We start from the raw sequence: 23,276 nt of genomic DNA, 5'->3' as shown, positions 1-23,276 counted from the left end.
CCCCGCAAACGACAACAGACTTGGACCCGACCGTTATCGCGCCCGTCCGGATGAAACCCTCAACTGGGTTCGGTGGTGACCGCGGTGCCGTAGGCGCACACCTCGACTCCTCCGGTGTCGCCGTAATCGTTGGTTTCGAATCGAAACGCGACCACGGCATTGCCACCCTTCGCCGTGGCTTCCGCCGACAATCGGGACAGCGCTTCGGTGCGAGTTTCCTGCAATAGCGTGGTGATGCCCTTCAGCTCTCCGCCCGCGAGCGCTTTGAAGGAGGCACCGATATTCGATCCGATGTGGCGCGAGCGCACGGTCAAACCGAACACCTCACCGTGTACCGCCGTGATGCGATGGCCAGGAATCTCGTTCGTAGTCACGATGATCATGCACTGCACGATAGGCGGTGATTCACGACCGCGACAACGTATTCGACAAGATGCACTGGCGGTGCCAGCCGCGGCCTCCGAAGCACCGACAACCACTCCGAAGTAGGTTCCGAGCCGTACTCGAATGTCGAATCGAGGGCGCATTTCAGGGAGCCTCCCCGTTTTTCGAAACGCGCAACCCGATGCGCGTTCCGCGAACGGCGCCGCAGAGTCTCGAACTCACGCCGGGGGTGAGGAACACCTGAACCACGCCAACCCATTCTCACGCAGCCTGCGGAGTTCAGCCCCAGGGTGCAATGACGTCGATGATCCAGGTGACTCCGAAACGGTCGGTGAGCCGAACGGAACGTGAATCGTGATGCGCTCGGACTCGATCCGAATTCAACTGACCTAGGTCATGAGTCTTCGACAGGGCGGGCAGTGATCATGTGCGCAGGGGCGTCGCAGCCGCTGCACCCAAGGACGCCACGGTTCGGTCGGCCACCCGCTCGAGCTGCGCACGCGTGGCGCCGTCGCGGGCTCGTTGCGACATGCCCTGGATGATCACGCCGATGTATTCGGCGATCTCGACCGGATCCCAGGATGTCGGGAGGACGCCGTCGGCAATGTCGGCGGTGATGCGCTCCGACAGAAGCGCCACGTTGGCATTGCGCATGTCGCGCAATCGATCTGCGACACCCTGGTTGGCGTCGGTGACGCTGACGGCAGAGCTGATGATGAGACACCCACCCGGACACGACTCGTCGGTGTAGTGCGACGCGGCGTCATACAACAGCCGGGAGATCAGCTTGGCCGCATGAGGTTCCTCCGAGAAGGCGCGGTCCATGAAGTCACCGCGTGTGGCGAGGTAATGCTCCACGGCCGCGAAGAAAACGCCTTCCTTGCCACCGAATGCGCCGTAGAGGCTCGGCGGGTTGATGTGCATCGCGGAGGTCAGCTTGGAGACGGATGTGCCCTCGTAGCCATGCTCCCAGAAGGCAAACATCGCCTGTTCCAGCGCGGTGCCCACGTCGAACTTCCGCCCCTGCCCCGGTACGCCTGCCATAGGACCTCCTGGTCTCGCTCCGAATTGTGATCTAGTCTACTCCTGTAGCGATCACTACGCGAATCCCTTACCCTCGGTTACGAACTTTGGTTCGCCGAAGCACAGCAAGGAACCGTCACAGCCCGAGCTTGCAGTTCATCGTCCAGGGGGATCGAAATGCGTAGTGCCGCTTCATTCAAACTCGGCCTCAGCCACACGGCGGACGCCGACTCCGCGTGGAAGGTCGAGGCCGTCAAGCAAGTCGAATACCATGTCATCGCCGCGCGAAACCTGTTCGCGCTGAAAAGTACGCAGCTACTCGACAGTTGCAGCGCGGCACCCTTGACCCGCGGCGACCGTCGTCTGATCATCATCGATGCCAATGTCGACCGCATCCACGGCGACCGTATCCGCAGGTACTTCGAACACCACGGCGTCGACGCACACTTCGTGCCCATGCGAGCCGACGAGACAGTCAAGGAGTGGAGCTCGGTAATCCGGGTGGTCGACGCCATGAACGGCTTCGGCATCGACCGGCGCCGCGAGCCGGTCATCGCCATCGGTGGTGGCGTACTGCTCGACGTCGTCGGATTCGCCGCCAGCGTGTACCGCCGTGGAACCCCCTACATCCGCATCCCGACCACGCTCATCGGCCTGGTCGACGCCGGTGTCGGCGTCAAGACCGGCGTCAACTACGCCATGGGCAAGAACCGTCTCGGAACGTATGCGCCGGCGATCGCCACCTACGTCGACCGCGCGTTTCTCCGCACCCTCGACGACCGGCACCTGTCCAACGGTCTCGCGGAGATTCTGAAGATGGCGCTGATCAAGTCGGTCGACCTGTTCGAGTTGCTCGAAACGTACGGTCCGCGTCTGATCGCCGACAACTTTCAGGGGACGTCAGGCGAACTCGACACTGCCGCAACGCAGGTCATCGCGGAGTCCATCCACCTGATGTTGGAGGAACTGCAACCGAATCTGTGGGAGTCCTGCCTCGAACGGTGCGTCGACTACGGGCACACGTTCTCCCCCACTCTGGAGATGGAAGCGCTGCCCGCGTTGCTACACGGTGAAGCCGTCGGCATCGACATGGCCCTGACGTCGGCACTGGGTTTCCTGCGCGGCAGCCTCGGCAGCGCCGACCTCGACCGGATACTGACGGTCATGAAGCAGCTCGGGCTGCCGGTCTGGAACGACGTGTTGGACAAGACAGGACTGCTCGACGCCGCACTCGCCGACACCGTCCGTCACCGTGACGGTCGGCAGCGATTGCCGCTCCCCGTCGGCATCGGCGGTCACCACTTCGCGAACGACGTCACGCCCGGCGAAATCGCCTCCGCGCTGAAATTGCTGAGCCGAAAGAACGCCGAACTCGGAGAACCGACGGTCACGAGGGTCGCGTCATGAAGTGGGACAGCCTCTACATCGAGGGCTTCGGTTCGTATCTTCCGGATGCGCGAGTCCAGGCTGCCGACATGGTCGCCGCGGGCCGCTTCGAGGAGGTCGAGCATCAGAAGACCGGGCAGACGTCGGCGGCAGTGTCCAACCCCGACCTCGGCGAGTCCGCTCCGGACATGGCCGTTCTCGCGGGCCGAGCTGCGTTGGAAGACAGCGGAATCAGCACCGAGGACGTCGACCTCCTCGTCCACGCCGTAGTCCTGCACAACGGGCTCGAGGCGTGGAACTGCGGCGCATACATCCAGAACGAACTCGGTATCGAGGACTGTTTGCCGATCGAGATCCGGACCGCCTGCGCCGGCGCGATCGTCGGGATGGAGATGATCGGACGCTGGTTCGACGGTCGCGGCAAGGGCCTGGTCACCGCATCCGACGCGTGGCGTGAGCCCCTGTTCGATCGGTGGACCTCCGACAGCGGACTGGTCTATGGCGACGGCGCGGGGGCCGCCGTCATCGGTCCGGATCCCGGCCCGTTCCGCCTGCTGTCCACCTCCGTGGTGAGCGACGCGCACCTCGAGCAGATGCACCGCGGCCACGACAGTCTCGCCATGCAGGTCTACAACACCGACGGTCCGCTCGACCTGCGGAAGCGGGTAGCCGGATTCACCGAAACGCATTCCATCGACGAATTCTGGTCCCGCAACTCGGCAGCCCTGTCGCGTTGCGCCGAAACAGCATTGGGTGATGCCGCCACGCACCACGGTGAGATCACCCGGTGGATCGTCCCGAACTTCGGCAATGTGCTGCTCCGCAAGCAATGCTTCGAGCCGCTGAAGATCCGCCCTGATCAGACACTTGTCGAACTCGGCCGCGAGATCGGCCACACCGGTGCCGCCGATCCTTTGCTCGGTCTCGATCTGCTCCGCCGTACCGAGACGCTGGACCCGGGTGACCGAATCATGCTCACCGGCATCGGCGTCGGATTCACCTGGGGATGTGCAGTCGTCGAATACACCGGCCACGACAACTCAACGAAGGGATAGACCATGGTCACCGAGACACGTCTGAGCGAGCCCGCAGCCACGCGTCCTACCAACGCGAACGTCGCCATCCTCTGGATGCTCCTCGCCGTATTCGGCGTCGGCACCGTCGAATATCTCGTCGCGGGTGTCCTCCCGGACATCTCGTCCGACGTCGCCGTGAGCAATTCGACGGCCGGCCTGCTCGTCACGATCTACGCCGTCACCGTCGTGATCGGCGGCCCGCTGCTCACCATCGTCACCACCCGGGTCCCGCGAACACCGCTCATCGCAGCGCTGATGGCCCTGTTCATCGTCGGCAACATCGGCACCGCATTGGCGCCGAACTTCGCCACCCTGGTCGTCTTCCGGGTCATCACCGCGCTTCCGCACGCGACGTTCTTCGCGCTGTGCCTCGTGCTGGCCACCTCCCTGGTGGCCCCCGAGTTCCAGGGCCGCGTCATCGCCCGCGTCACGCTCGGCCTCAACCTCGCTACGGTTCTCGGTGTTCCGCTGGGCACGTTGATCGGCACCCAACTCGGCTGGCGCTGGTCGTTCGCCATCATCGCGATCTTCCAGCTCGTCGTCACCGCAGCCCTCATCGTCTCGACCCGACGCGCAGCGCCGTCTCATCAGACCGGCAGCGTCACCTCGGAACTGGGCGTGTTCACCCGCGGCCCGGTGCTCTGGGCCATCGGCCTCACCGCGTTGAGCCAGGCCGCGCTGTTCGTCGTGTTCACCTACATCGCGCCGTACCTCACCGACCACGCCGGGATCTCGGCGTCCACCGTCACCATCGTGCTGTTCGTGTTCGGGGTCGGCTCGGTGGTCGGCAACCAACTCGGCGGCCACTTCGCCGACAAGGCCCTGGACAAGACGCTCTACGTCGCGCTCACCGCACTCGCCGCGGCACTGCTGGTGCTGTTCCTGTTCGGCGGCACCCCGTGGTTCGCGTTCGCATGGATGTTCGTCCTGGGCGCCGCAGGCTTCTCCATCATTCCGCCGTTGGCCTCCAAACTGATCGGCGCGGCCAGTCAAGCGCCGCACCTCGCCGCGACGGTCAACATCGCCGGTTTTCAGCTCGCGAACGCCGCGGGCGCGTGGATCGGGTCCATTGCGTTGTCCGGCGGCTACAGCGTCGGGATTCTGCCCGCCATCGGGGCTGTTCTCGCCGTCGCCGCCGTCGGATTGCTGTTCCTCAGTCGCCGTACCGCCCGGGTGGCCGCGTGAGAGCGGCCGTGATCGACGCACCTCACTCGGTGTCGGTCGTCGAACTCGACGCGCCTGTCTGCGGTCCTGACGACGTCGTCGTCGCGGTGAAGTACGTCGGCCTGTGCGGTACGGATCTCGAACTACTGCACGGCACGTCGTCGTATCTGGTGGACGGCAAGACGTCGTATCCGCATCACTTCGGACACGAGTGGGTGGGCATCGTCCAGGAATCGGGCGCTCACGTCCATGACCTCGCCGCCGGCGATGCCGTCACCGGCAGCACGATGATCTTCTGCCAGTCGTGCACGGCCTGCGGATCGGGTCGACGCAATCAATGTTCCGACCTCCGTGAGGTCGGCCTCTACGAGCACGGCGGCGCCGCAGCCGAATTCCTCGTCATGCCGCGTCGCGCCCTGGTATCCCTGGGCCGCGCTCCGGCCGAACCGGAACACGTTCTCATCGAACCCCTGGTCACCGTGCTCGAAGCCGTCGACTCGGCGTCGGTCTCCCCGGGCGATCGCGTCCTCGTCATCGGAGCGGGGACCATCGGCAGCCTCGCTATCGCCATGCTGTCGCAGTACCCCGTCACCGTCGACGTGCTCGAACCACGACCCATCGACCACCTCGGTCCCGGCGCCGCCGCACACAGCTTCACCAGTACCGAGGCCCTGGCAGGACCCTACGACATCGTCGTGGAAGCCTCGGGTGGCGACGGCGCGCTGGGAACGGGAATCGGCGTACTCCGACCGGGCGGAAAGTGCATACTCGTCGGGGTCGCCGCGCAGTCGGAGTCCATCGACCCCGGAGCGGTTGCGCTGGCCGGACTCTCGATCATCGGGGTGCGCCATGGCGTCGATCACTATCGGCGTGCAGCGGCCCTGTTCCCCCTCATCCGGCCCGCCCTGGCGTCGCTCATCGACAGCGTCGTGCCCCTCTCGGACGCGAAATCCGCCTTCGATCGACTCGAAAGCCACCGAACCCGGCCGAAGGTGGTGATCTCCATTGACTAGACCCGGCTACACGGTCGTCACCGGCGCGAGCAGCGGCATCGGCCGCGCCATCGCGCTTGCGCTCGCCACGGAAGGGCACAACCTCATCCTCGGCTACGGCAACGGAATCGATCGAATCGACGCCCTGGTCAACGATATTCGTGCGGATCATCCCGTCGATGTCGTCCCGCTTCGGCTTTATCTGCGCGACGCCCATGCCGCCGTCGAGACCGTTCTCGACGCAGCAGATCGCCTCGGCGAGATCCGATGCCTCGTCAACAACGCCGGTGTCAACGACCGTTCTCCGGCCGATGCGCTCGACGTCGGCCGCATCGAGGATGTGCTGGCGATCAACACGGTCACGCCGTTGGCGTTGGCGTCGGCGGTGGGTCGCCGCATGATCGCCGACGGTATCGCGGGATCCATCGTCAACATCACCTCGGTTCACGACTCGGTGCCCATCACCGGGGGATCGATCTACTGCGCGAGCAAGGCGGCGCTGGCGGCGTCGAGCAAGGTGCTCGCCCTCGAATTCGCGCAGCACGGTATCCGCGTCAATTGCGTCGCACCGGGCGAAACGGCGACCGCGATGAACGGCGTCGACGACGAGTCCTCCTACGCCGCCATCGACCGGCCCGCGATCCCGCTCGGTCGTCCGGCGGGTGTGCACGAAGTAGCCACTGCCGCGGTGTTTCTCGCGAGCTCCGCGTCGAGCTATGTCACCGGAACCACCATCACTGTCGACGGCGGACTCGTACTCACCGCCGCCGAGGAGAACGCACGCTATGCCGGTGAACTGCACACGGCCGATACATCGAAGGCCGCCACATCGAAGGGAGCTGCATGAGAGCCATCATCGTTCACGGCAAGGGTGACCCCGACGTCCTCACCGTCGGCGAGATCCAGGAGCCCACCGCGGGGCCCGGCGACATCACCGTGTCGGTGGCCGCCGCGGCCGTCAACCCGGTAGACCTCAAGACCCGGTCCGGATTCCTGCCCATCGAACTGACGTATCCCGCGGTGCTGGGATGGGACGTGTCGGGCACGGTCGAAGCAGTCGGCTCGTCCGTCACTCGATTCGCCCGCGGCGACACCGTCATCGGGATGATCGCGCAGCCGGCGCACCGTTTCGGTACGTACGCCGAGCGCGTCGTCGCCGACGAATCGCTGTTCGCCCACGCCCCCACCGGCGTCGGCCTCGAGCATGCGGCCGCGATCCCGTTGGCGGCGCTCACCGCCGTGCAACAGCTCGACAAGATCACGCTTCCGGCAGGCGCCACCGTGGTGGTGACCGGTGCTGCGGGCGCGGTGGGGCGCATAGCGTCGGCGATCCTGTTGTCGCGCGGCCACCGGGTCGACGCGCTGGCGCGGGAGACGGACACCGACGACCTTCTCACGCTCGGCGTGGGGACGGTGTTGGCCAAGCCCGTCGATCTCGAGCCACGGAAGTACGACGCGGTGGTCGACACCGCCGGAGTGGTCGAGGCCATCGACGGTGTGCGTGACGGCGGATCGTTCGTCTCCATCGAAGACGGCGACCAACCCGAGCCACAGCGGGGCATCACCCCGGGTAAGAGCTACGTGAACGAGGACGGGCCTGGCCTAGCGGAGTTCGCCTCACTCGTCTCCTCGGGGGAGATCACCGTGCCGATCGCTCGCACATTCGGATTCGACGAAGCCCCGCAGGCTCACGCCCTGCTCGCTGCCGGTGGAACACGAGGAAAGGTGCTGTTGATCCCATGACCGTCACCACGAATGCCCGAACATCGCTCAGCACGATCGGAATCACTGTTCCCGACGCGCACGAGGCAGCCGATTTCGTCGCGTCTCTGCTCGGCGTCGAGAGTGGCAACGGCGCGACGGTTCCGGTCGGCTCCACATCGATCGAATTCACGTCCTCGCACAGCCCGAATCAGGCCCCGCCGCGCCTGGTCGACATCGGCACCAATCACCTGTGCTTCACCGTCGGCGACATCGAACGCGCTGCCGATCACCTCGCCGGGCTGGACGGTGTGGCGGTTCTCGGCGAGGTGATCACCGTGCCGGAAGGCCCGATCGCCGGCAACAGATGGGTCTACTTCCGTTCACCGTGGGGGACATTGTTCGAACTGCAGAACTGGCCCGAGGTGCCGGGCTATTACGACGACACCGACGCCCGCCTGCATCACCGACGCGAGGACCTACCGTCGGCCACTCTGCCCACGTGCCGCGGATTGGACCACTCGGGGTACAGCGTCGCCGATCTGGACGCGGCCATCGACCGCCTCGTCAATTCTCATGCTGCGACCGAGGTTCTGCGGACCGAGATCGAAGCCGATCGCGGATTCATGACCGCGCAGTTCGACCTCGACGTCGAAGGCACCTCACGCATGGCGATGGTGTCGGTGGGTGAGCTGAACATCGAGCTGTTCGAACACCACATCGGCCGCCAGTACGACGCCCGCCCGCTCACCGCGAACGGCGGCAACTTCCTGACGCTTCCTGCCGCGGATCGGCGCGCCGGCGTCCGGTTGTTCCCGGGTGCGCTGTGAGGTACGGACTCAATCTCCCGAACTTCGGGCCACAGATCGATCCCGACGGGATCCTCGCGTGGGCCACCACCGCGGAAGCCGCCGGCTTCGACAACGTGCTGCTGTCGGATCACGTGGTGCTGACCGACGACGCCCATCGCCGTTCCCCCGCGCCGTTCTACGAGTGCCTGGCGACGCTGTCGTGGTTGGCGGGTCAGACCCACACCATCCGTCTGGGTAGCGGTGTCCTCATCGGCAGCCACCGCCATCCGGCGCACCTCGCGCACGCGACCGCAACGATCGACACACTCAGCGGTGGGCGGTTGATCGTCGGCGTGGGTGTCGGGTGGACGTCTGAGGCGTTCGACGTGCTGGGTGTCCCCTATCACCGGCGCGGGCGGCTGACCGACGACACCCTCGACACGCTGGTCGCGGCATGGTCGTCGGAGACCTACGAGACCTCCGGCGCCAGTGGCACCCCGCGCCGCGTGCACGGTGGACCGCTGCCCGCCCAGACGCCGCACCCGCCGCTGTGGATCGGCGGCAACGGCCCCGCTGCGATCGCGCGGACGAACCGCGTGGGCACCGGGTGGCATCCGCTGCACCCGTCGCGGCAGCTGTGCACGGCCGGCGCCGACGCCCTCGACGACGGCAAGGACTTCGTCCCACGTATCTATTTCCTGCCCACCGAGACTCCGGTCCAGTCGCCGAACCGTCCCCTCGGATACGGCAGCATCGAGCAGATCCACTCGGATATCGATTTCCTCGAAGGTGTCGGCGCCACCACCGTGGTCCTCGATACCGATCCGGGCGATCAACGGCTACGCCGATCCACCGAGCACGATCTCGAACTCGTTCGCTTCGCCGGAGAAACCCTGCGGATGGGAGTCACGGTATGAGCCTGCAGCCCAGACCGATTCGGCAGTCCATCACCGCGGGCGCGTTCCTGTTCGACATGGACGGCACCCTCGTCGACTCGCACGCATCCATCGAGGCGGTGTGGTTCGAGTTCGCCCAGCGGCACGGCGTCGACGAATCGATTGTTGCCGAGGCACTTCCGGGCCGACTCGCCGCCGATATCGTTCTGCGGGTCCTCGGACCCACAGCCGACGTACGATCCGAGCTGCAGTGGATACGGGAGCAAGAGCACCAGAGCTTGGTGCCGGTTCAGCCGATTGCCGGGGCCGCGGAGTTCCTTGCGTCGGTGCCGCCCGAGCGGTGGGCGGTGGTCACGTCGGCGACGCGATCGATGATGGTCCGGCGCCTCACCGCCGCCGGGCTCCCGACGCCGCGGATCGCGGTCGCCGCGGAGGACGTGAGCGTCGGGAAGCCGGCCCCGGAAGGGTTCCTGTCTGCGGCAGCGCAACTGGGCGCGTCCATCGAGTCGTGCGTCGTGTTCGAGGACTCGTCGGCCGGGATGGCGGCCGCAGCGAATGCCGGTGCGCGGTGCATCACCATCGGCGACGAGCCCGGCCGGAACATCGCGCGCGTCGATGACTTCGACTCCCTGCGCGTCGAGGTGCGCGACGGATCGCTGGTCATCGACGTGCACCCGGTGATTGACGTGCATCCGGTGATCGACGCGGTTCCGGTGCGATGACCGATACGGTCTCCGTCGATCTGGGTGGCACGTGGCTGCGCATCCGTGTCGGTACCTCGGTTGAACGGTTCCCGGCGCCCAGTGTGCTGCGACAGCCGGGCGCGTCCGCGGACGATCTGCTGCACCAATTGGTGGACACGCTCGACGCCCACGTGCCACAGGGTGCGGCGGTGAACATGTCCTGCGGCGCCGCACTCGACGAGCAGAAGGGCATCGCACTCGGTTCCGGGCCGCTGTGGGGCGGCGCGCCGTCTGGCGAGATTCCGCTGCTGCACCACCTGTCGTCCCGACGCCCCGATGTGCGCTGGACCCTCGTCAACGACGTGACGGCAGGGTTGGCGTCGTACGCTCGGGGGTTTGCGCGGCCCACCGACCGGCACCTGGCGTATCTCACCATCAGCAGCGGCATCGCGGTGCGCACGGCCTACCTGGCCGAGAAGACAATTCCGGTAGATCACCGCGGGTTGCAGGGCGAGGTCGGGCACGTTCGCGCCGTCAGTTCGGCACCGCCGGCCGTACTGCAGTTGCCGTGCGCGTGCGGTGGCGTCGGGCATATTTCGTCGATCTCGTCCGGTCCGGGGGTGGCGGCGGTCGCACGAAGCCTCGGAATCGACTACGACGTAGACAGTTTCGCCCCTTCCCTGGCAAGGGGTTCGCGTGACTCTGCACAGTTGCTGACCGTTGTCGTCGAGCCCATCGCGGAGTTGATTCGCACCATGATCACGCTCGAACCGCGACTCGACCGCATCGGGATCGGCGGCGGGGTGGCCGAGGGACTGGCCGAGTTCTACGAGCGCGAACTGACTGCGCAGCTTGCCGACTCGCGCTCGTATGCCGACTCGCTCACTCCGGACCGGGTTCGCGAGCTCATTCATGTGTGCACGCCCGGCGACGTCGACACGCTCGCCGGCTCCGACGCCATCGCCGACGGTTACCTTCGCGTCACCAAGATCTGAAAGAGGAACGATGACAACCGAACTCACCCATCGCGCCATCGTCCGGCACGGTAGCCACTCGTCCGTCGAGATTCGCCCGACGCCCTCCCCTGGGCCCGGCGAGCTGCTGCTCGCGCCGGAAGCGGTGTCGCTGTGTGGAACCGACATTCAGATCGTGCGGGGAGACCGGAACGATCCGTCCCCGATCGTCGGGCACGAGGGTGCTGCGCGAGTCGTCGAGCTGGGCGAAGGGGTGTCGGAATTCGCAGTGGGTGACCGCGTGGTGGTCAACCCGACCCATCCCCACGATTCGTCCTTCCTACTCGGCCACAATGTGGAAGGTCTTTTTCAGGAACGCGTCGTGATCGGAGCGTCCGCAGTCAGCAGCGGTCTGGTGTCGTTGCTGCCGGACGACTTGTCGAGTGTCCGAGCGACCCTTGTGGAGCCGTATGCCGTGGTTCGCTATGCACTGTCGTGTCTCGCGCGCGAGACCCCGCAAACGCTTCTCATCTTCGGGGACGGTCTGATCGGCAACCTCGCGGCCACACTTGCACCCTCGGCGATGTTCCCGACCGTCGAGGTGGCGATGGTGCACCGTACGGAGCTGGGTGCGAAGTGGACCGCCAACTACCTGCCCTCGGTGCAGAACTTCTCCTCCGGCGACGACTGGGAACGTCACATCACCGGGTCCGTTGCGGTGCTCGGCGCGACCCACCGCGCGGGAACTGTCGCCTCGATCGACGAGGCGATACGGCGTCTCGGGGATCGGGTAGTGGCCGTGCACCCTATCGGCGGGGTGCCGGCCAAGGCGACGTCGGGCCTGCTACCAGGTGTGGACATCGCCGGGGTGAGGCAAGCCAACACCGGTGGCCCGACGCCTCCCGCGGTCACCACGTTCAGCCGCGGTGCGCAGCGAGTGGCATTCACTGGTAATCGAGGCGTCACCAACGACCAACTCACCGCGGCGGCTACGGCACTGACCGCAGCGGACGACGCGATCGACGGACTACTGACCCACCGGCGCGACATCGTGGAGGGCACGGCGTTGATGAACACCATCTGCGAACAACGGACCCGGGTGGTGGACGGTGAACTCGTGATGCGGTTGGTGGTGGGGTTGGGGGCGTGAGGCGGGCCCGTGCCTACTTCGATAAGTGCCTCGAGGTCACGCACCAACCGAATGTAGTTCCAGCATCGATATTTCCGGCTCGGCACCTACGCGCACGGGCGGTCCCCACGTACCGGCGCCGCGCGTTGTGAAGACGGGGGTGCCCGCGACGGTGACGAGCCCTTCGATCGAGGGTTGCTGCAAGGGAACGAGATACCGCAGAGGCCACAACTGACCTGCGTGAGTGTGTCCGGAGAGCTGGAGATCGATTTCGGCACCGACGGCGTCCAACGCCTGAACTGGTTGATGAGCCGCCAACAGGGTGAATCGATCGGGTGTTCGCTCGCCGAGCGCGAGTCCGAGGTCGGGCGCATGTGGCGGCGGAGCGGAGACATCGTTGATTCCCGCAAGATCGATGAACGCGCCGCCACGCTCCAGTGTCGCAGTGGCGTTGCGCAGAACTTCCACACCCAGGCTCGACCACAGCCTGGTCCATTCATCGGCGTCGGCGTAGTACTCGTGGTTGCCGGTGACCGCGAACACTCCGAGGGGGGCGTTCAGCTCCGACAGCGGCGTCAACACATCGCCGACCAACTCGACCGTCCCGTCGATGAGGTCGCCGCCCAGAATCACCACGTCGGGATCGTGCTGATTGATCTCGCCGACGATCGCCTCGACGAAACCTGCACCTCGCGTGGGCCCGGCGTGGATGTCGGACACGAACGCGATCCGTAGACCGTCGAATTGCTGTGGGAGGCCATCCGACGCGATGGTGGTGTGCGTGACCTGAGGCTGGGCCGCTTCGACGAGACCGTATCCGACGGTACCGGCTGTTGTCAGCGCGACCACGGCGGCACCGACCCGCGCAACTCGCATCCTGGTGGGCGCACTGTCGCGTTGTTGCGCAACACCTTTGATCCGGATCGCAAGCAACACTGCACCGACCACAAGACCGCCGAGGCACAGATACAGCAGTGCGGCAGCCCACGTAGCTCCGACGAACCCCGGGCCGCGCGCCCAGGACGGATCGAAGATACTTCCGCTTCCGTAGCCGACCACCGTGAGGCACAACAAGACCGCGAGAACACAGTCCACGGTGCGTGCCAACGGACGTGACAGACGCAGAGGAGGAAAGAACATGACGCGCACGAAGATCGACAGCACTGCGACGATAGCGACGAGCGCGAGAAGAGGAGCAGGCATAGTGAACGATGACCGGGTTTCTGTTGAAAGAACCATTGCAGCAGACGACGTGAGTTCGTCACGTCGGGTGCCGCTCCGAAGCTGCTGGGCAACTCCGGAGCGACGGACGTCTCAGCCGATCAAGACGATGATCACGCTGGTGAGCACGCTGGTGATGATGAAGAACGGGGCATTGAGCACCCCGTAGTACAGCGGACGGGGGAAGTTGGGGTTGAGCGCGATCTGAAACGTCATGGCCGTGAGATAACCGATCCCGACGAGGAGACCGAATACGACGGCGTCGCCGACCGCGGTGATGTCCAGCGCGGTGATCAACACCGCGCTCGTGATGGTGGTGGCAAGGATGCACACCACCGGGCCGAGATTACGCACGAGCGAGGACTCGGGCTCCCGCGCGTTCTCGCGGCCGAGTACAACGATGTACGGCTTGGCGATGAGGACGGGGAAATACACGCCTGCGATCACCGCGGAGGCCACGAACGCGGCAAGCACTGCGAGCCAATTGATATCGGTCAGAACATCGAACATTTCGGATTCCTTCGAGAATGAGCGTCCGTCGACGCCCGTTGAAGTCGGTTGGTGAAACGGGTGTGCGGTGTGCCGCTCAGAGCGCTGTCACGGCCACCTCGCCCCGCTGCGCCGCAGCAGCATGCTCACGACCGTCCCGAGAGGAGATCGACAACGCCGCGAAAACCATGCCTGCCACCGCGACACCCGCCCCGACGAGAAACGCGTCGTGGAAGCCGTCGGTCAACGCCACGGTTCGATCGACACCGCCGGACATCGCGCGTGCAGTCGTCGCTGTTGCCACCGCCGAGATGACCGCCAGCCCCACTGCCCCACCGATTTGGTTGCCGGCGTTGACGAGACCTGAAGCGGGGCCGGCCTGTTCGTCCGTCGTTCCGGTGAGGGCGGCTACGGTCACGGCCACCAAGGATCCACCCAGTCCGAGGCCGGTCAGAACGGACGGACCGAAGACGTCGGAGATGAATCGACAGAGCCAGAGGCAGGTACGCAAGACCAGCCTGAAGCGGGGTGAACCCCAGGACCTGCTGTAGGTACAGGGTGATGAGGAAGAAGCCGGAGATCAAGGATGCGCCCACGAGGAGCACGACGACGTTTGCGCCACGAAGGGTACGTAGTCGGAAGATCGACAGTGTCACCAGCGGTGCCGCACTGCGCCGCTCGATCACCACGAAGACCACCAGAAGTGCGACTGCAGCCGCAGCTCGCAGCAGTGTCGTAGTCGATGTCCATCCGGCTTTTTCGGCGTCGACGAGTGTGAACACCAACAGCGCCAGGCCGGCCGTCACGCTGATCGAACCGGGTAGGTCGAAGCTGCGGGCCCCGTCGACTCTGCTCGACGCCGGGAACAGGCGGAATGCTTGCCACACCATGAACAATCCCACGGGAACATTGACGAAGAGCACCCATTCCCATCCGAGATACTCGGTGAGCACACCGCCGAGCAGCACGCCGGCCGCCCCGCCCGCACCGGACATCGCACCCCACACCGCGAGCGCGCGGTTACGTTCGGAGCCTTCTTTGAAGGTGGTGGTGAGGATCGACAGGGCAGCAGGAGAAACGATGGCCGCCCCGAGTCCCTGCACTGCTCGGGCAATGTTGAGCCATGCGTCGTTCTGCGCCAAGCCGCCCATGAGCGAGGCGACCGTGAAGATGAGCAATCCGGTGCCGAACATCTTGCGCCGTCCGAGTAGGTCGGCGAGCCTGCCGCCCAACAGCAGGAACCCGCCGAACGCGAGGATGTAGGCGTTGATCACCCAGGACAGGCCGTCTTGACCGATCCCCAGTGATTCACCGATCGACGGCAGCGCGACGTTCACGATCGACGCGTCGATGACGATCAGGAATTGAGTCAGGGCAAGTAACGCGAGAGCAAGATTTTTTGCTCTCGGCGTCGAAAAATCTCGTGACATTGTGTGGACTTTCCCGAGTGAGAACTGTGCGACCCGGCGCGCGATACGCGAGCGATCGGATGTCGGGGTGCCGACTGGTGGAGAGCTGACGAGCGAGACGAACTCTCATTACGGTACTTGCTAGTATCGGATCTGTCCAGTACCGTAATTACCAGGCCAGCATCCAACCCGGAACAAGGAGGAACCGTGCCAGATAGGACAACGACGCCCGATGCGCCGACGCCGCGCGGACGCAAACGCGATCAGTCCCGCGACGGCGACATCCTGGACGCAACAGTCGAGGTTCTCGCCGAGCACGGCTACGACGGAATGACGATGGATATGGTCGCTGCCCGCGCGAAAGCCGGAAAGGCCACGGTGTACCGGCGGTGGCCGTCGAAGGCGCACATGATCGTCGACGCCGTCGCGCGTGTGTCCAAACAAGAAGTCGACGTCGACGAGCTGCCGGACACGGGAACCCTTCGGGGCGATCTCAAGGCCTTGATGCGCCCGGAGGCGTTCGACAGCGGCAACAAACAGCTGAAGATCATGAGTGCGGTGGCAAGCATGCTTGCCGCCCAGGACGATCCGGAATTGGCAGCGTCGATATCCGGCACCAATCCGTGGATCGCGGCCAATCGCATCATGATCGAACGTGCCGTCGCGCGTGCTGAAATCGCCGCCGACACGGACGTCGAGTTCATGGCCCGAGTCATTCCCGCCATGTGCTATTACCGCGTGACCGTGGAGGGTCGCTCCCTCGATCCCGAGCACGTACTCACACTGATCGACACTCTGCTGCTGCCAGCACTGACAAACCCATCCGACGCCACAGAAGGTGGACAATGAAGTACCGAACCCTCGGACGAACCGGTGTACGAGTGAGCAACCTCTGTCTGGGCACCATGATGTTCGGAACGTGGGGCAACAAGGATCACGACGAATCGATCCGAGTCGTGCACCGCGCGCTCGACGCCGGAATCAACATGATCGACACCGCAGATCTGTACTCACACGGTGAAGCCGAGACAATCGTCGGAAAGGCATTGGCCGGCGGACGCAGAGACAATGTGGTGCTGGCGAGCAAATTCCACAACCCCATGGGCGACGACGTCAACGCACGAGGAAACTCCCGCCGTTGGATCGTGCAAGCCGTCGAGAACAGTCTCCGCAGACTGCAGACCGACCATCTCGATCTGTACCAAGTGCACCGCCCCGATCCGGACACCGACATCGAAGAGACATTGGGCGCGCTGACCGATCTGCAACGAGCCGGAAAGATCCGATACTTCGGCACAACGACGTACCCCGCACACGAACTCGTCACTGCACAATGGACCTCGGAACGGCGAAATTTCGGCCGCTTCGTCACCGAGCAGCCTCCCTACTCACTGTTCGCACGAGGAATCGAAGCCGACGTTCTCCCCGTCGCACAACAACTTGCTCTCGGAGTCCTGGTCTGGAGTCCGCTCGGCGGGGGCTGGCTTTCCGGTGCATATCGAAAGGACTCCCCCGACTTCGTCAGCGACCGAAACAAGCTCATGCCCGGCCTGTTCGACATCACCGCACCGCACAACGCGGGCAAGTTGGACGCCGCCGAAGCCCTCGCACTCCTTGCCGAGGAACTCGGCATCTCGCTCATTCATCTCGCACTTGGATTCGTTCTGTCGCACCCGGCAGTGACCGCGGCCATCATCGGCCCAATGAACGTCGATCAACTCGAAAGTCAGCTCGCGGACAGCGATCTCGTGCTCGATCACGAGACACTCGACCGAATCGACGACATCGTCTCCCCCGGCCGCAACATGACCGAGCGCGATGCGGGCTACCTTCCCCCTGCCATCGTGCAGCCGTCTCTGCGTCGGCGCTGAACCTCCGACCCGACAGCGGGCCCACAGAAAGAGTCGTCGCATGAGTCGCCCTCCGGAGACCACTCCCGGCAACGAGATTCACTGCCCTGCCGGAGCGAACAACCCAACTAAGCACCATCCCCTCGCCGACAGCCCACCGTTCGTTCAGATGTTCTTCGAAGCCACGACCGATGGACACACCTCGAACAGCAACCGTTGAGACACAGGCCTCACCTACAATCCCGTAGTGCTGACCTCCGGTCGAGGCTCGAACGCTCGACACCTCGACCGGCTGCACAGTGCTTAGCAGCGGGTGCACGCTTAGAATCAGGCCCACAACGGCCTGCGCTCGTCTTCTCGATTTCACATAGGCGCAACTGAAAAAGGCGACCTCGGATTTCTCCGAGGCCGCCTTTGAACTGCATTGTGCCGGGCTGACAGGATTTGAACCTGCGACCACTTGACCCCCAGCTAGATAACCCACATTGCCGTGGACTCACCTGTACCCAGTGCATAGCCGATGAGCAGGCAGTTTCGTCCGCAATCGTATGCGACGATCCATACCCGGTTGCACCGAGTAGTGACACGCTCGCGGCACGCTCGAATTTCGATTGCTTCATACGGATCCACCGACATTTCTCCGCACGCTGTGGGGGTCCATTGTCGCGAAAAGTGGTTAACCCGTCGACGCGCGACCGTATCCACGCATGCGTTCTGGCTCTTGAAACCGACAGCAAGTCACCCATGACGGTCTCCGCGCGAACACCGCAGTCACCGACTCACGTCCACGGAACCATTCCGCACCATCGGGCGAGACCCAACCGACGAGCGCGAGCGCGTCCGCGACGTCATCAAGAAAGAACACGTTGATGAATTGGCTCATGATGCGCAGCCCTGTTCCGCACGAACGCCAAACTCTGAAGCCGCAACTCCACCTGGCGTCGCCGCTGCCGCGCATCCTGACCGCCGTACGGGAATGCGTGCTGCAGCGCCGGAACCCACAGCGACATCAGATACCGCGATTCAGCTAGGTACCGCCACAACCGCAATGACACCTCAGCAACCACCTTGCCGTCTACCTCGCTCGGCTGGCGCCGAACGGCCCGCCCACGCGCTTCGACGACATCGCCTCGACCACGCGGATTTAACGGACTATGACCGAATCATTCTGCCGTCCCCCGCGTGCGCTGCGACCACCCGCTCAACCGGCCGTCAAGCGAGTTTCGAACAACGACCTCGACCATCGACTTCAGCGACAACACTGCACCCGATGCTTCTATATTCCGGTCTTTCAACGCAATCGCCGTGTCGCCATGCCCACCACTCGCCGCTGGAACGACTTAAGCGCTACCGAGTCAACAGATCGGCGATGACCTCGTTACCCCACGACAAGGTCACTCCCTGCTGGTTGACACACCGAGACTGTTCCCCAAAACTGGACAACGAAGGCCCCGGAACGATCCCTGACTCTCGTCACATCGCCGGGGCGACGCCCCTTCCCCAAACATTTCACCTCGAGCACCTCGACGCAGTCAAACCACTTCAACCTGCATTCACGACCCTGCACTGCCGATTGGGTCTCGAATCGTCGTCAATCGAGTGTGGCAAATCCGCAAGCCGAGGCTGCGCTTGGCACACAGCACCGCGAATACTTCGACCGAGTTCACCGACATTCTGAACTTGCCCGGACCGGAGACCGGGCGACTCCGATGTGTCTATCGAGGGTGCAGGGGCATCAGCTAGCGTTGCGGTATGAAAGTCGGTGACTCGGTTCGTTACTCGTTGGATCACTGGGATCGACAAGAGTGGGAGCCAGCCATGCTGCATGCCTGCAATGCCGTTGATGGAACTGGCAGGAAACGCTTTCCCAAGAAGGGAGTCGCGGACCGGTTCAAGTCAACAATTCGCGAGTCGCTCGAGGTGCTGTCCATCCTGGGCCTACCTGGCATTGACTTGGAGAAAACCAGATTTCCATTGAAGGTCGAGTCACACCTATCGGACAAGCGACCCGACATCGCCGACGTGATTTACGGTGTGCATCGCTGTGCACACGGCCATGGTGACGAACTACCGGACGGTTATGAGCTGACACCGTACGAGAACGGCAGTGGCGCGCAGCAATATCAGTTCGCGAAGGACGAAGCCCATCTACCGTCCTCCGTTGTGCTGGGACTGCTGGGCGTCGCCGTGTTCGCAAGCGAGAACCGCGGTCAACCAATTCCTCCGGGTTACCAACTCTCCTGGCGTGATTGTAAATTCGAAATCTGCAACTGGTGGGGCCGACTTGAAGACTTCCATTCCGAGATGCCGGGCGACTGGATTCGGATTGAAATGGATTGGGGCGACTGGTGGGATGACTGGGTGCCTTTGAGACGCTGACCTATAAACCGCGCGATCGGGGCTTGCTGACGCCCTTGCACGTAGCTTTCAAGCTTGCTCTGCTACCTGTCTGCGCAGTTTGGTGGTCCGGTGGCGTTCGGTTTGCGGTCACGGCTCGCATCGGACGCAACGGCTGCTTCGATGCGGCGGCGCTCGTCGGCGAGCCATCGGCCGAGCAAGACTTCGTTCACACCCAGTCTTCGGCCTCGGCGATCCTGCGGCCGGCACCGATCACCCAGTGGGCGGCCTCGACCTTGCACTCGGTCTAGAACGACCCGCGCTTGCGGAACACGGGATATCTTTTAAGCGAACCATCGATCCCGCATCTCGATGTCCATCATCTAGGGTGGCAACTCATAATGCGCAAGATCGCTGAGAGGCTTCTCTTCCTCCAAGTACGGTTCATCATCGCGCCATTTCGGCGATGCAGGGCGCTTCCCTTCCTGCAAACTGGGCAGCGGGCCTCAGGATGAGCGCACCGAACGACCTAGCCTTGCGCTTCGAAAAACCGTGCATATCCACTAGGGGGAGCAGACCAGCGCCGAGTCACCGAGCGAACCAAGGGCATCATCGAAGACTGCCAAGAGGTCGCGGATCTGCGTCGCACTCAGGTCCTCCCGTTCAAGCTTGTTCTGCAATTTGGTCCACGACAATCCAGGCTGTGCGATGACGATGGTGCCACGCAGTTGAATCGCACGATTGGTCATTGACCAGGCTGGATGGTGTCCAACGACGCCGAGTATGACTCTGAGCAGGGCTTCGCGATCGCTGCCGGCAATCAGTTTGAGTACCGGCGACTTTGCACGTGAATAGCGGTCGGCCATTTCCTTCCAGATGCCGCGGTCGGTGAGCCAGCGCCTACTCTTAATGGCTTGCGCGGTCACTACTTGCATGTCGCTCACTCGCACAGAGGGCTTGGCTCCACTAGCGGGCTTCGCGTGCCATAATTCAAGGGACACTTCGTAGGTCCCGTTGAGTTCAAGGACAATCAGATCGGCAAGTTCTCCGGAGCCGTCGTTCTCTAGGACCCAGCGGCGCAGGGCTTTCGTAGGCCGCGTGGTCAAGTACGTGCGCAGAGTCTGGTGAATCGACTCACCAGCACCAGCAGTATTCGCGCTTCGGTCAGTCTCCTTTTCGATGTTGGTGGTGCTCCAATCGAAGAGAGTTGGAGCCCATCTAGTCAGGTCTCGTTGCACGGATGGAGGCATGTAAAGCGTTGCGCCGCTTACACTTTGTCCGTTAAGGAAGTAAACCGTTGGTGGCATCGAGGACAATAGATGAGCTATTGACCGAGGAGATTGATGCCCCCTTGAGACGAAAACCGGTGAGCTGGTGTCTGTAACGCCTCCTTGAGTATCGAGGTACCCGGTCCAGATGTTCTCAGCTGTGTCTGGTCTCACCAGGTTGAACTGCAGATGCTGCCTTGAATCTTCAGTGGCCACGCGCTGCAGATCGAGGCGATCAATCGGAAACCCGTTCGAAACCGTCCATTCACTTGCCAGCAGCCAGGGATTCATTTCGATGGCTGCGACTGGGGCCTCGGGGAAGTTTTCGAGGCGAACACCCCGCGCTACCGCTGGCAGCAGTGGAGCGATGATCTCCGTGGATGACCAGTAGCGATCCGCAAAATCCATTAGTGCGCCGTTGTACTCTCGAAGCGAGACATACCTCGACTCCCAGAATTTTGCTTTCTCAACGGCGAAGCCAGTGTTGTATGCCCCATTTCCTGGTCCCTCGCTCACCTGAGCCATCGCATGGCCGATCGCAGCCTGTGCGGTGTCGGCCTCCCGCATTCCGTGATCGACCCCGCTGCCAGCAAACATCTTGTAACTCGCGCTTCCCCTGCCGCCACCATAGGTGTTCCGCACCCCGACATTGGAAACGCTGAGGCGAGGCAGAATATCGAACGCACGCTGTAAGCGCTCGGGATCAGCGGTTCGGAGGTGCTCCACGGTTGCGTTGAGCGTCTCCTTGATTGTTGTCATGATCGCTCCGTCGCTCGTATTCGCCAGAACGAGCGCGCGGCGCAGTGATCCCGCAAACGGGAGGTAGGTGATGAGGTGCAAAGCGTACTCGGGCGCGTCCAAACCGGAGTCGAGATTCCATCGAGGCGATCGGACGCCCTGAGTGACCACGAGCAGGGTCCGGTTGTCCGGTGTAACCGTTGAGTACAGAACTTGTTGTCCCCGAATCGCGTCGCCCCGTACGAGACCGGCCGGCACGTCACCGTCCACAAAGGTCGGCACCCAGCCATCCACTACCTCAAACACTGTGGACCGAACTAGCGGCCGAAGATTCTCGAGCGAAAGTTCGGCTGGAGGGCTAGCGAGCAGTTCGGCGAAGCACTTGTCTGCGATGTCTGCGGCGACTTCGTCATCGATTACTCCGGGTAGGAGGGACGACCAGTCCGCGTCCTCCTGATAGAGGCTCCACAGCGCGCCCTTCAGCCCTGGGTATACTTCAGCATCCATGACGGTGACCAGCACTGACGGCTGAGGGAAGTCGGAGTGGCTGCGGACGAGCCGTCCGATCAGTTGAATAGTCGACGCGACCGACTTGTGTTTATCGTGGTAGGCGGCAAGTCGAAGGCGCGGCAGATCGAAGCCCTCGCCCAACATGCCGACGACAGCAACGGCGCGGATGCGACCGTCCTTGAGCCCATCAACGATTTCCGTTCGTCTGACCTCCCCGAGGTCAGACGTCAACGCGATTAGCTCTATACCTACCTCGGCGTATAGCTTCACCAGCTCAGTCGCCCGCGATCTGCTACCTGCCCGAACGAGCAAAGTGCTCGACCTGTGCTCCGGTCTATTGAACTCACTCCGAATTTTATCGCGAATCAGTTCGTCACACTCTCGGCGCTGTGCATTAGCGCTGGCGCTGAGTAATCTCGCCTCGACCTTCTTGTAATAGCCGTCTGACATCGCCGCGCGGAGCGGGTAGTGGAAAACCAGTGCACCGGGGACGCGTTTGCCGTCGCGCCGCCGAGGGGTTGCAGTGAGAAGCACCTTTCTCGCGTCATCGAAGTGGTCCAGAATGGCGCGCCAGGTTCGTGCCGGCGCATGGTGAGCCTCGTCGACAATGACACAATCGAAGAGGTCGGCGGGCGGCTTTGAATCATCGTCATAGTGTTCGGGGCTTATCGAATGCGGCAGTGCCACCACCACATCGGCCGACTCGCAATCGCGCCAGGACGTGAGTCGCCCCTTCACTTCGAAAACTCTCGGATCGCCTTTACCCGCCAATGCACCGATCCGGCGGAGCACGTCTTGATTCTGGAAGGCGCCTACTGTCTGATTACGCAGCTGGGTACTCGGGACAACCACCAACGTGCGTCGCGCCCCGGCCATGTATGGAGACGCTAGAGCGATCGCCGTCTTGCCTGAACCTGTCGGCACAGCAAGGAGCGCCGGTTCGCGGTGACGAACGGACCAGTGAGCCAACAGTGCTCCCAAAGCTCCGCGCTGGGGTGGTCGCCAGCCCGGAAACTCTGTGTCCCGAAAAAGCTGGAAACCACGGGACGGGTCGCTATAGAAATTCGGCACACGTTATCTTGCGACCTCCGCCTCGTCCGCTGCATTCGACACGCCCGAAGCAAATTTCCGCACTTACCGACAGGCATCCAGATCGCCGGCTACAGCGATTACTGCGATAAGAGTTCGTACTGCTCAGACAGCGCGATTACTGCATGTGTTCCGCCGTTTGCCAACGTTCGTCTTCTAAAGTGCACGACAGGCCCTCGGTTGACCC

The 23,276-nt window shown here is 63.5% G+C and carries 21 protein-coding genes; 15 read left to right on the top strand and 6 right to left on the bottom strand.

Annotated features, from left to right (window positions below):
* Positions 1 to 59 precede the first annotated feature (59 nt).
* Entirely contained in the window at positions 60 to 383 is a 324-nt protein-coding gene (locus tag BH95_RS04165; protein WP_026348243.1) for a YbjQ family protein, read from the bottom strand.
* Between the two features lie 424 nt (positions 384 to 807).
* The gene (locus BH95_RS04160; RefSeq protein ID WP_033188761.1) at positions 808 to 1,428 is read right to left on the bottom strand and encodes a TetR/AcrR family transcriptional regulator; all 621 of its coding nucleotides are present in this window, start codon (positions 1,426 to 1,428) and stop codon (positions 808 to 810) included.
* Between the two features lie 156 nt (positions 1,429 to 1,584).
* Between BH95_RS04160 and BH95_RS04155 the strand changes: the two genes are divergently transcribed.
* The 11 genes from BH95_RS04155 to BH95_RS04105 are packed head-to-tail and all read left to right on the top strand — an operon-like array spanning position 1,585 to position 12,199.
* Entirely contained in the window at positions 1,585 to 2,814 is a 1,230-nt protein-coding gene (locus BH95_RS04155; RefSeq protein ID WP_019667777.1) for a sedoheptulose 7-phosphate cyclase, read from the top strand.
* Positions 2,811 to 3,848: a 3-oxoacyl-ACP synthase III family protein gene (locus BH95_RS04150; RefSeq protein ID WP_019667778.1), complete on the top strand. Its 1,038-nt coding sequence runs from the start codon at positions 2,811 to 2,813 to the stop codon at positions 3,846 to 3,848. Before BH95_RS04155 ends, BH95_RS04150 begins: the two co-directional genes overlap by 4 nt.
* Before the next feature lie 3 nt (positions 3,849 to 3,851).
* A complete protein-coding gene (locus BH95_RS04145) occupies positions 3,852 to 5,054 on the top strand; it encodes an MFS transporter (protein ID WP_037159523.1) in 1,203 nt (400 codons plus the stop codon).
* Positions 5,051 to 6,046, top strand: coding sequence for a zinc-dependent alcohol dehydrogenase (locus BH95_RS04140; RefSeq protein ID WP_037181160.1), 996 nt, complete (start codon positions 5,051 to 5,053; stop codon positions 6,044 to 6,046). The genes BH95_RS04145 and BH95_RS04140 overlap by 4 nt, the downstream gene beginning before the upstream one ends.
* On the top strand, positions 6,039 to 6,872 hold the full coding sequence (locus tag BH95_RS04135) for an SDR family oxidoreductase (RefSeq protein ID WP_019667781.1): 834 nt from the start codon (positions 6,039 to 6,041) through the stop codon (positions 6,870 to 6,872). The genes BH95_RS04140 and BH95_RS04135 overlap by 8 nt, the downstream gene beginning before the upstream one ends.
* Positions 6,869 to 7,768, top strand: a complete 900-nt coding sequence (locus tag BH95_RS04130; protein WP_037181157.1) for an NADP-dependent oxidoreductase — start codon at positions 6,869 to 6,871, stop codon at positions 7,766 to 7,768. Before BH95_RS04135 ends, BH95_RS04130 begins: the two co-directional genes overlap by 4 nt.
* On the top strand, positions 7,765 to 8,556 hold the full coding sequence (locus BH95_RS04125) for a VOC family protein (protein ID WP_037181155.1): 792 nt from the start codon (positions 7,765 to 7,767) through the stop codon (positions 8,554 to 8,556). The genes BH95_RS04130 and BH95_RS04125 overlap by 4 nt, the downstream gene beginning before the upstream one ends.
* Entirely contained in the window at positions 8,553 to 9,434 is an 882-nt protein-coding gene (locus BH95_RS04120; RefSeq protein ID WP_037181153.1) for a TIGR03619 family F420-dependent LLM class oxidoreductase, read from the top strand. Before BH95_RS04125 ends, BH95_RS04120 begins: the two co-directional genes overlap by 4 nt.
* Entirely contained in the window at positions 9,431 to 10,135 is a 705-nt protein-coding gene (locus BH95_RS04115; RefSeq protein ID WP_037181150.1) for an HAD-IA family hydrolase, read from the top strand. The genes BH95_RS04120 and BH95_RS04115 overlap by 4 nt, the downstream gene beginning before the upstream one ends.
* Complete coding sequence (locus BH95_RS04110; RefSeq protein ID WP_037181147.1) at positions 10,132 to 11,091, top strand: ROK family protein; 960 nt, start codon at positions 10,132 to 10,134, stop codon at positions 11,089 to 11,091. Before BH95_RS04115 ends, BH95_RS04110 begins: the two co-directional genes overlap by 4 nt.
* Before the next feature lie 10 nt (positions 11,092 to 11,101).
* Positions 11,102 to 12,199 carry an alcohol dehydrogenase catalytic domain-containing protein gene (locus BH95_RS04105; protein WP_037159502.1) on the top strand — a complete coding sequence of 366 codons (1,098 nt, stop codon included), beginning with the start codon at positions 11,102 to 11,104 and terminating at the stop codon, positions 12,197 to 12,199.
* A gap of 36 nt (positions 12,200 to 12,235) precedes the next feature.
* Here BH95_RS04105 and BH95_RS04100 read toward each other — a convergent pair whose 3' ends face one another.
* The 3 genes from BH95_RS04100 to BH95_RS04090 all read right to left on the bottom strand — a co-directional run bounded on the left by BH95_RS04100 (position 12,236) and on the right by BH95_RS04090 (position 15,318).
* Positions 12,236 to 13,381, bottom strand: coding sequence for a metallophosphoesterase (locus BH95_RS04100; protein WP_037181145.1), 1,146 nt, complete (start codon positions 13,379 to 13,381; stop codon positions 12,236 to 12,238).
* 111 nt (positions 13,382 to 13,492) lie between these two features.
* The gene (locus BH95_RS04095; protein ID WP_037181143.1) at positions 13,493 to 13,909 is read right to left on the bottom strand and encodes a DUF1761 domain-containing protein; all 417 of its coding nucleotides are present in this window, start codon (positions 13,907 to 13,909) and stop codon (positions 13,493 to 13,495) included.
* A 125-nt stretch (positions 13,910 to 14,034) separates the two neighbouring features.
* Positions 14,035 to 15,318 carry an MFS transporter gene (locus BH95_RS04090; protein WP_208601140.1) on the bottom strand — a complete coding sequence of 428 codons (1,284 nt, stop codon included), beginning with the start codon at positions 15,316 to 15,318 and terminating at the stop codon, positions 14,035 to 14,037.
* A 186-nt stretch (positions 15,319 to 15,504) separates the two neighbouring features.
* Here BH95_RS04090 and BH95_RS04085 point away from each other — a divergent pair, with 186 nt between their 5' ends.
* The 4 genes from BH95_RS04085 to BH95_RS04075 all read left to right on the top strand — a co-directional run bounded on the left by BH95_RS04085 (position 15,505) and on the right by BH95_RS04075 (position 19,526).
* Complete coding sequence (locus BH95_RS04085) at positions 15,505 to 16,146, top strand: TetR/AcrR family transcriptional regulator (RefSeq protein ID WP_037181141.1); 642 nt, start codon at positions 15,505 to 15,507, stop codon at positions 16,144 to 16,146.
* A complete protein-coding gene (locus BH95_RS04080; protein WP_037181138.1) occupies positions 16,143 to 17,168 on the top strand; it encodes an aldo/keto reductase in 1,026 nt (341 codons plus the stop codon). Before BH95_RS04085 ends, BH95_RS04080 begins: the two co-directional genes overlap by 4 nt.
* Positions 17,169 to 17,208: 40 nt before the next feature.
* A complete protein-coding gene (locus BH95_RS28690) occupies positions 17,209 to 17,367 on the top strand; it encodes a hypothetical protein (protein WP_155291585.1) in 159 nt (52 codons plus the stop codon).
* Positions 17,368 to 18,899: 1,532 nt separating this feature from the next.
* Positions 18,900 to 19,526, top strand: coding sequence for a hypothetical protein (locus tag BH95_RS04075; protein ID WP_037159481.1), 627 nt, complete (start codon positions 18,900 to 18,902; stop codon positions 19,524 to 19,526).
* A 521-nt stretch (positions 19,527 to 20,047) separates the two neighbouring features.
* Here the strand turns inward: BH95_RS04075 and BH95_RS04065 are convergent.
* On the bottom strand, positions 20,048 to 23,071 hold the full coding sequence (locus BH95_RS04065) for a DEAD/DEAH box helicase (RefSeq protein WP_230594054.1): 3,024 nt from the start codon (positions 23,069 to 23,071) through the stop codon (positions 20,048 to 20,050).
* Positions 23,072 to 23,276: the final 205 nt, after the last annotated feature.

Origin of the sequence: Rhodococcoides fascians A44A (assembly GCF_000760735.1) — a bacterium.
GTDB lineage: Bacteria > Actinomycetota > Actinomycetes > Mycobacteriales > Mycobacteriaceae > Rhodococcoides > Rhodococcoides fascians_E.
Note: the sequence above shows the minus strand (reverse complement) of the source record. Positions and strands in the feature narration are given on the sequence as shown.

What these genes read in the sequence shown, in the direction of transcription:
- BH95_RS04165 (WP_026348243.1), bottom strand. Translation starts at nt 383, where the DNA reads ATGATCATCGTGACTACGAACGAGATTCCTGGCCATCGCATCACGGCG.
- BH95_RS04160 (WP_033188761.1), bottom strand. Translation starts at nt 1,428, where the DNA reads ATGGCAGGCGTACCGGGGCAGGGGCGGAAGTTCGACGTGGGCACCGCG.
- BH95_RS04155 (WP_019667777.1), top strand. Translation starts at nt 1,585, where the DNA reads ATGCGTAGTGCCGCTTCATTCAAACTCGGCCTCAGCCACACGGCGGAC.
- BH95_RS04150 (WP_019667778.1), top strand. Translation starts at nt 2,811, where the DNA reads ATGAAGTGGGACAGCCTCTACATCGAGGGCTTCGGTTCGTATCTTCCG.
- BH95_RS04145 (WP_037159523.1), top strand. Translation starts at nt 3,852, where the DNA reads ATGGTCACCGAGACACGTCTGAGCGAGCCCGCAGCCACGCGTCCTACC.
- BH95_RS04130 (WP_037181157.1), top strand. Translation starts at nt 6,869, where the DNA reads ATGAGAGCCATCATCGTTCACGGCAAGGGTGACCCCGACGTCCTCACC.
- BH95_RS04125 (WP_037181155.1), top strand. Translation starts at nt 7,765, where the DNA reads ATGACCGTCACCACGAATGCCCGAACATCGCTCAGCACGATCGGAATC.
- BH95_RS04115 (WP_037181150.1), top strand. Translation starts at nt 9,431, where the DNA reads ATGAGCCTGCAGCCCAGACCGATTCGGCAGTCCATCACCGCGGGCGCG.
- BH95_RS04110 (WP_037181147.1), top strand. Translation starts at nt 10,132, where the DNA reads ATGACCGATACGGTCTCCGTCGATCTGGGTGGCACGTGGCTGCGCATC.
- BH95_RS04105 (WP_037159502.1), top strand. Translation starts at nt 11,102, where the DNA reads ATGACAACCGAACTCACCCATCGCGCCATCGTCCGGCACGGTAGCCAC.
- BH95_RS04100 (WP_037181145.1), bottom strand. Translation starts at nt 13,381, where the DNA reads ATGCCTGCTCCTCTTCTCGCGCTCGTCGCTATCGTCGCAGTGCTGTCG.
- BH95_RS04095 (WP_037181143.1), bottom strand. Translation starts at nt 13,909, where the DNA reads ATGTTCGATGTTCTGACCGATATCAATTGGCTCGCAGTGCTTGCCGCG.
- BH95_RS04090 (WP_208601140.1), bottom strand. Translation starts at nt 15,318, where the DNA reads ATGTCACGAGATTTTTCGACGCCGAGAGCAAAAAATCTTGCTCTCGCG.
- BH95_RS04080 (WP_037181138.1), top strand. Translation starts at nt 16,143, where the DNA reads ATGAAGTACCGAACCCTCGGACGAACCGGTGTACGAGTGAGCAACCTC.
- BH95_RS28690 (WP_155291585.1), top strand. Translation starts at nt 17,209, where the DNA reads ATGAGTCGCCCTCCGGAGACCACTCCCGGCAACGAGATTCACTGCCCT.
- BH95_RS04075 (WP_037159481.1), top strand. Translation starts at nt 18,900, where the DNA reads ATGAAAGTCGGTGACTCGGTTCGTTACTCGTTGGATCACTGGGATCGA.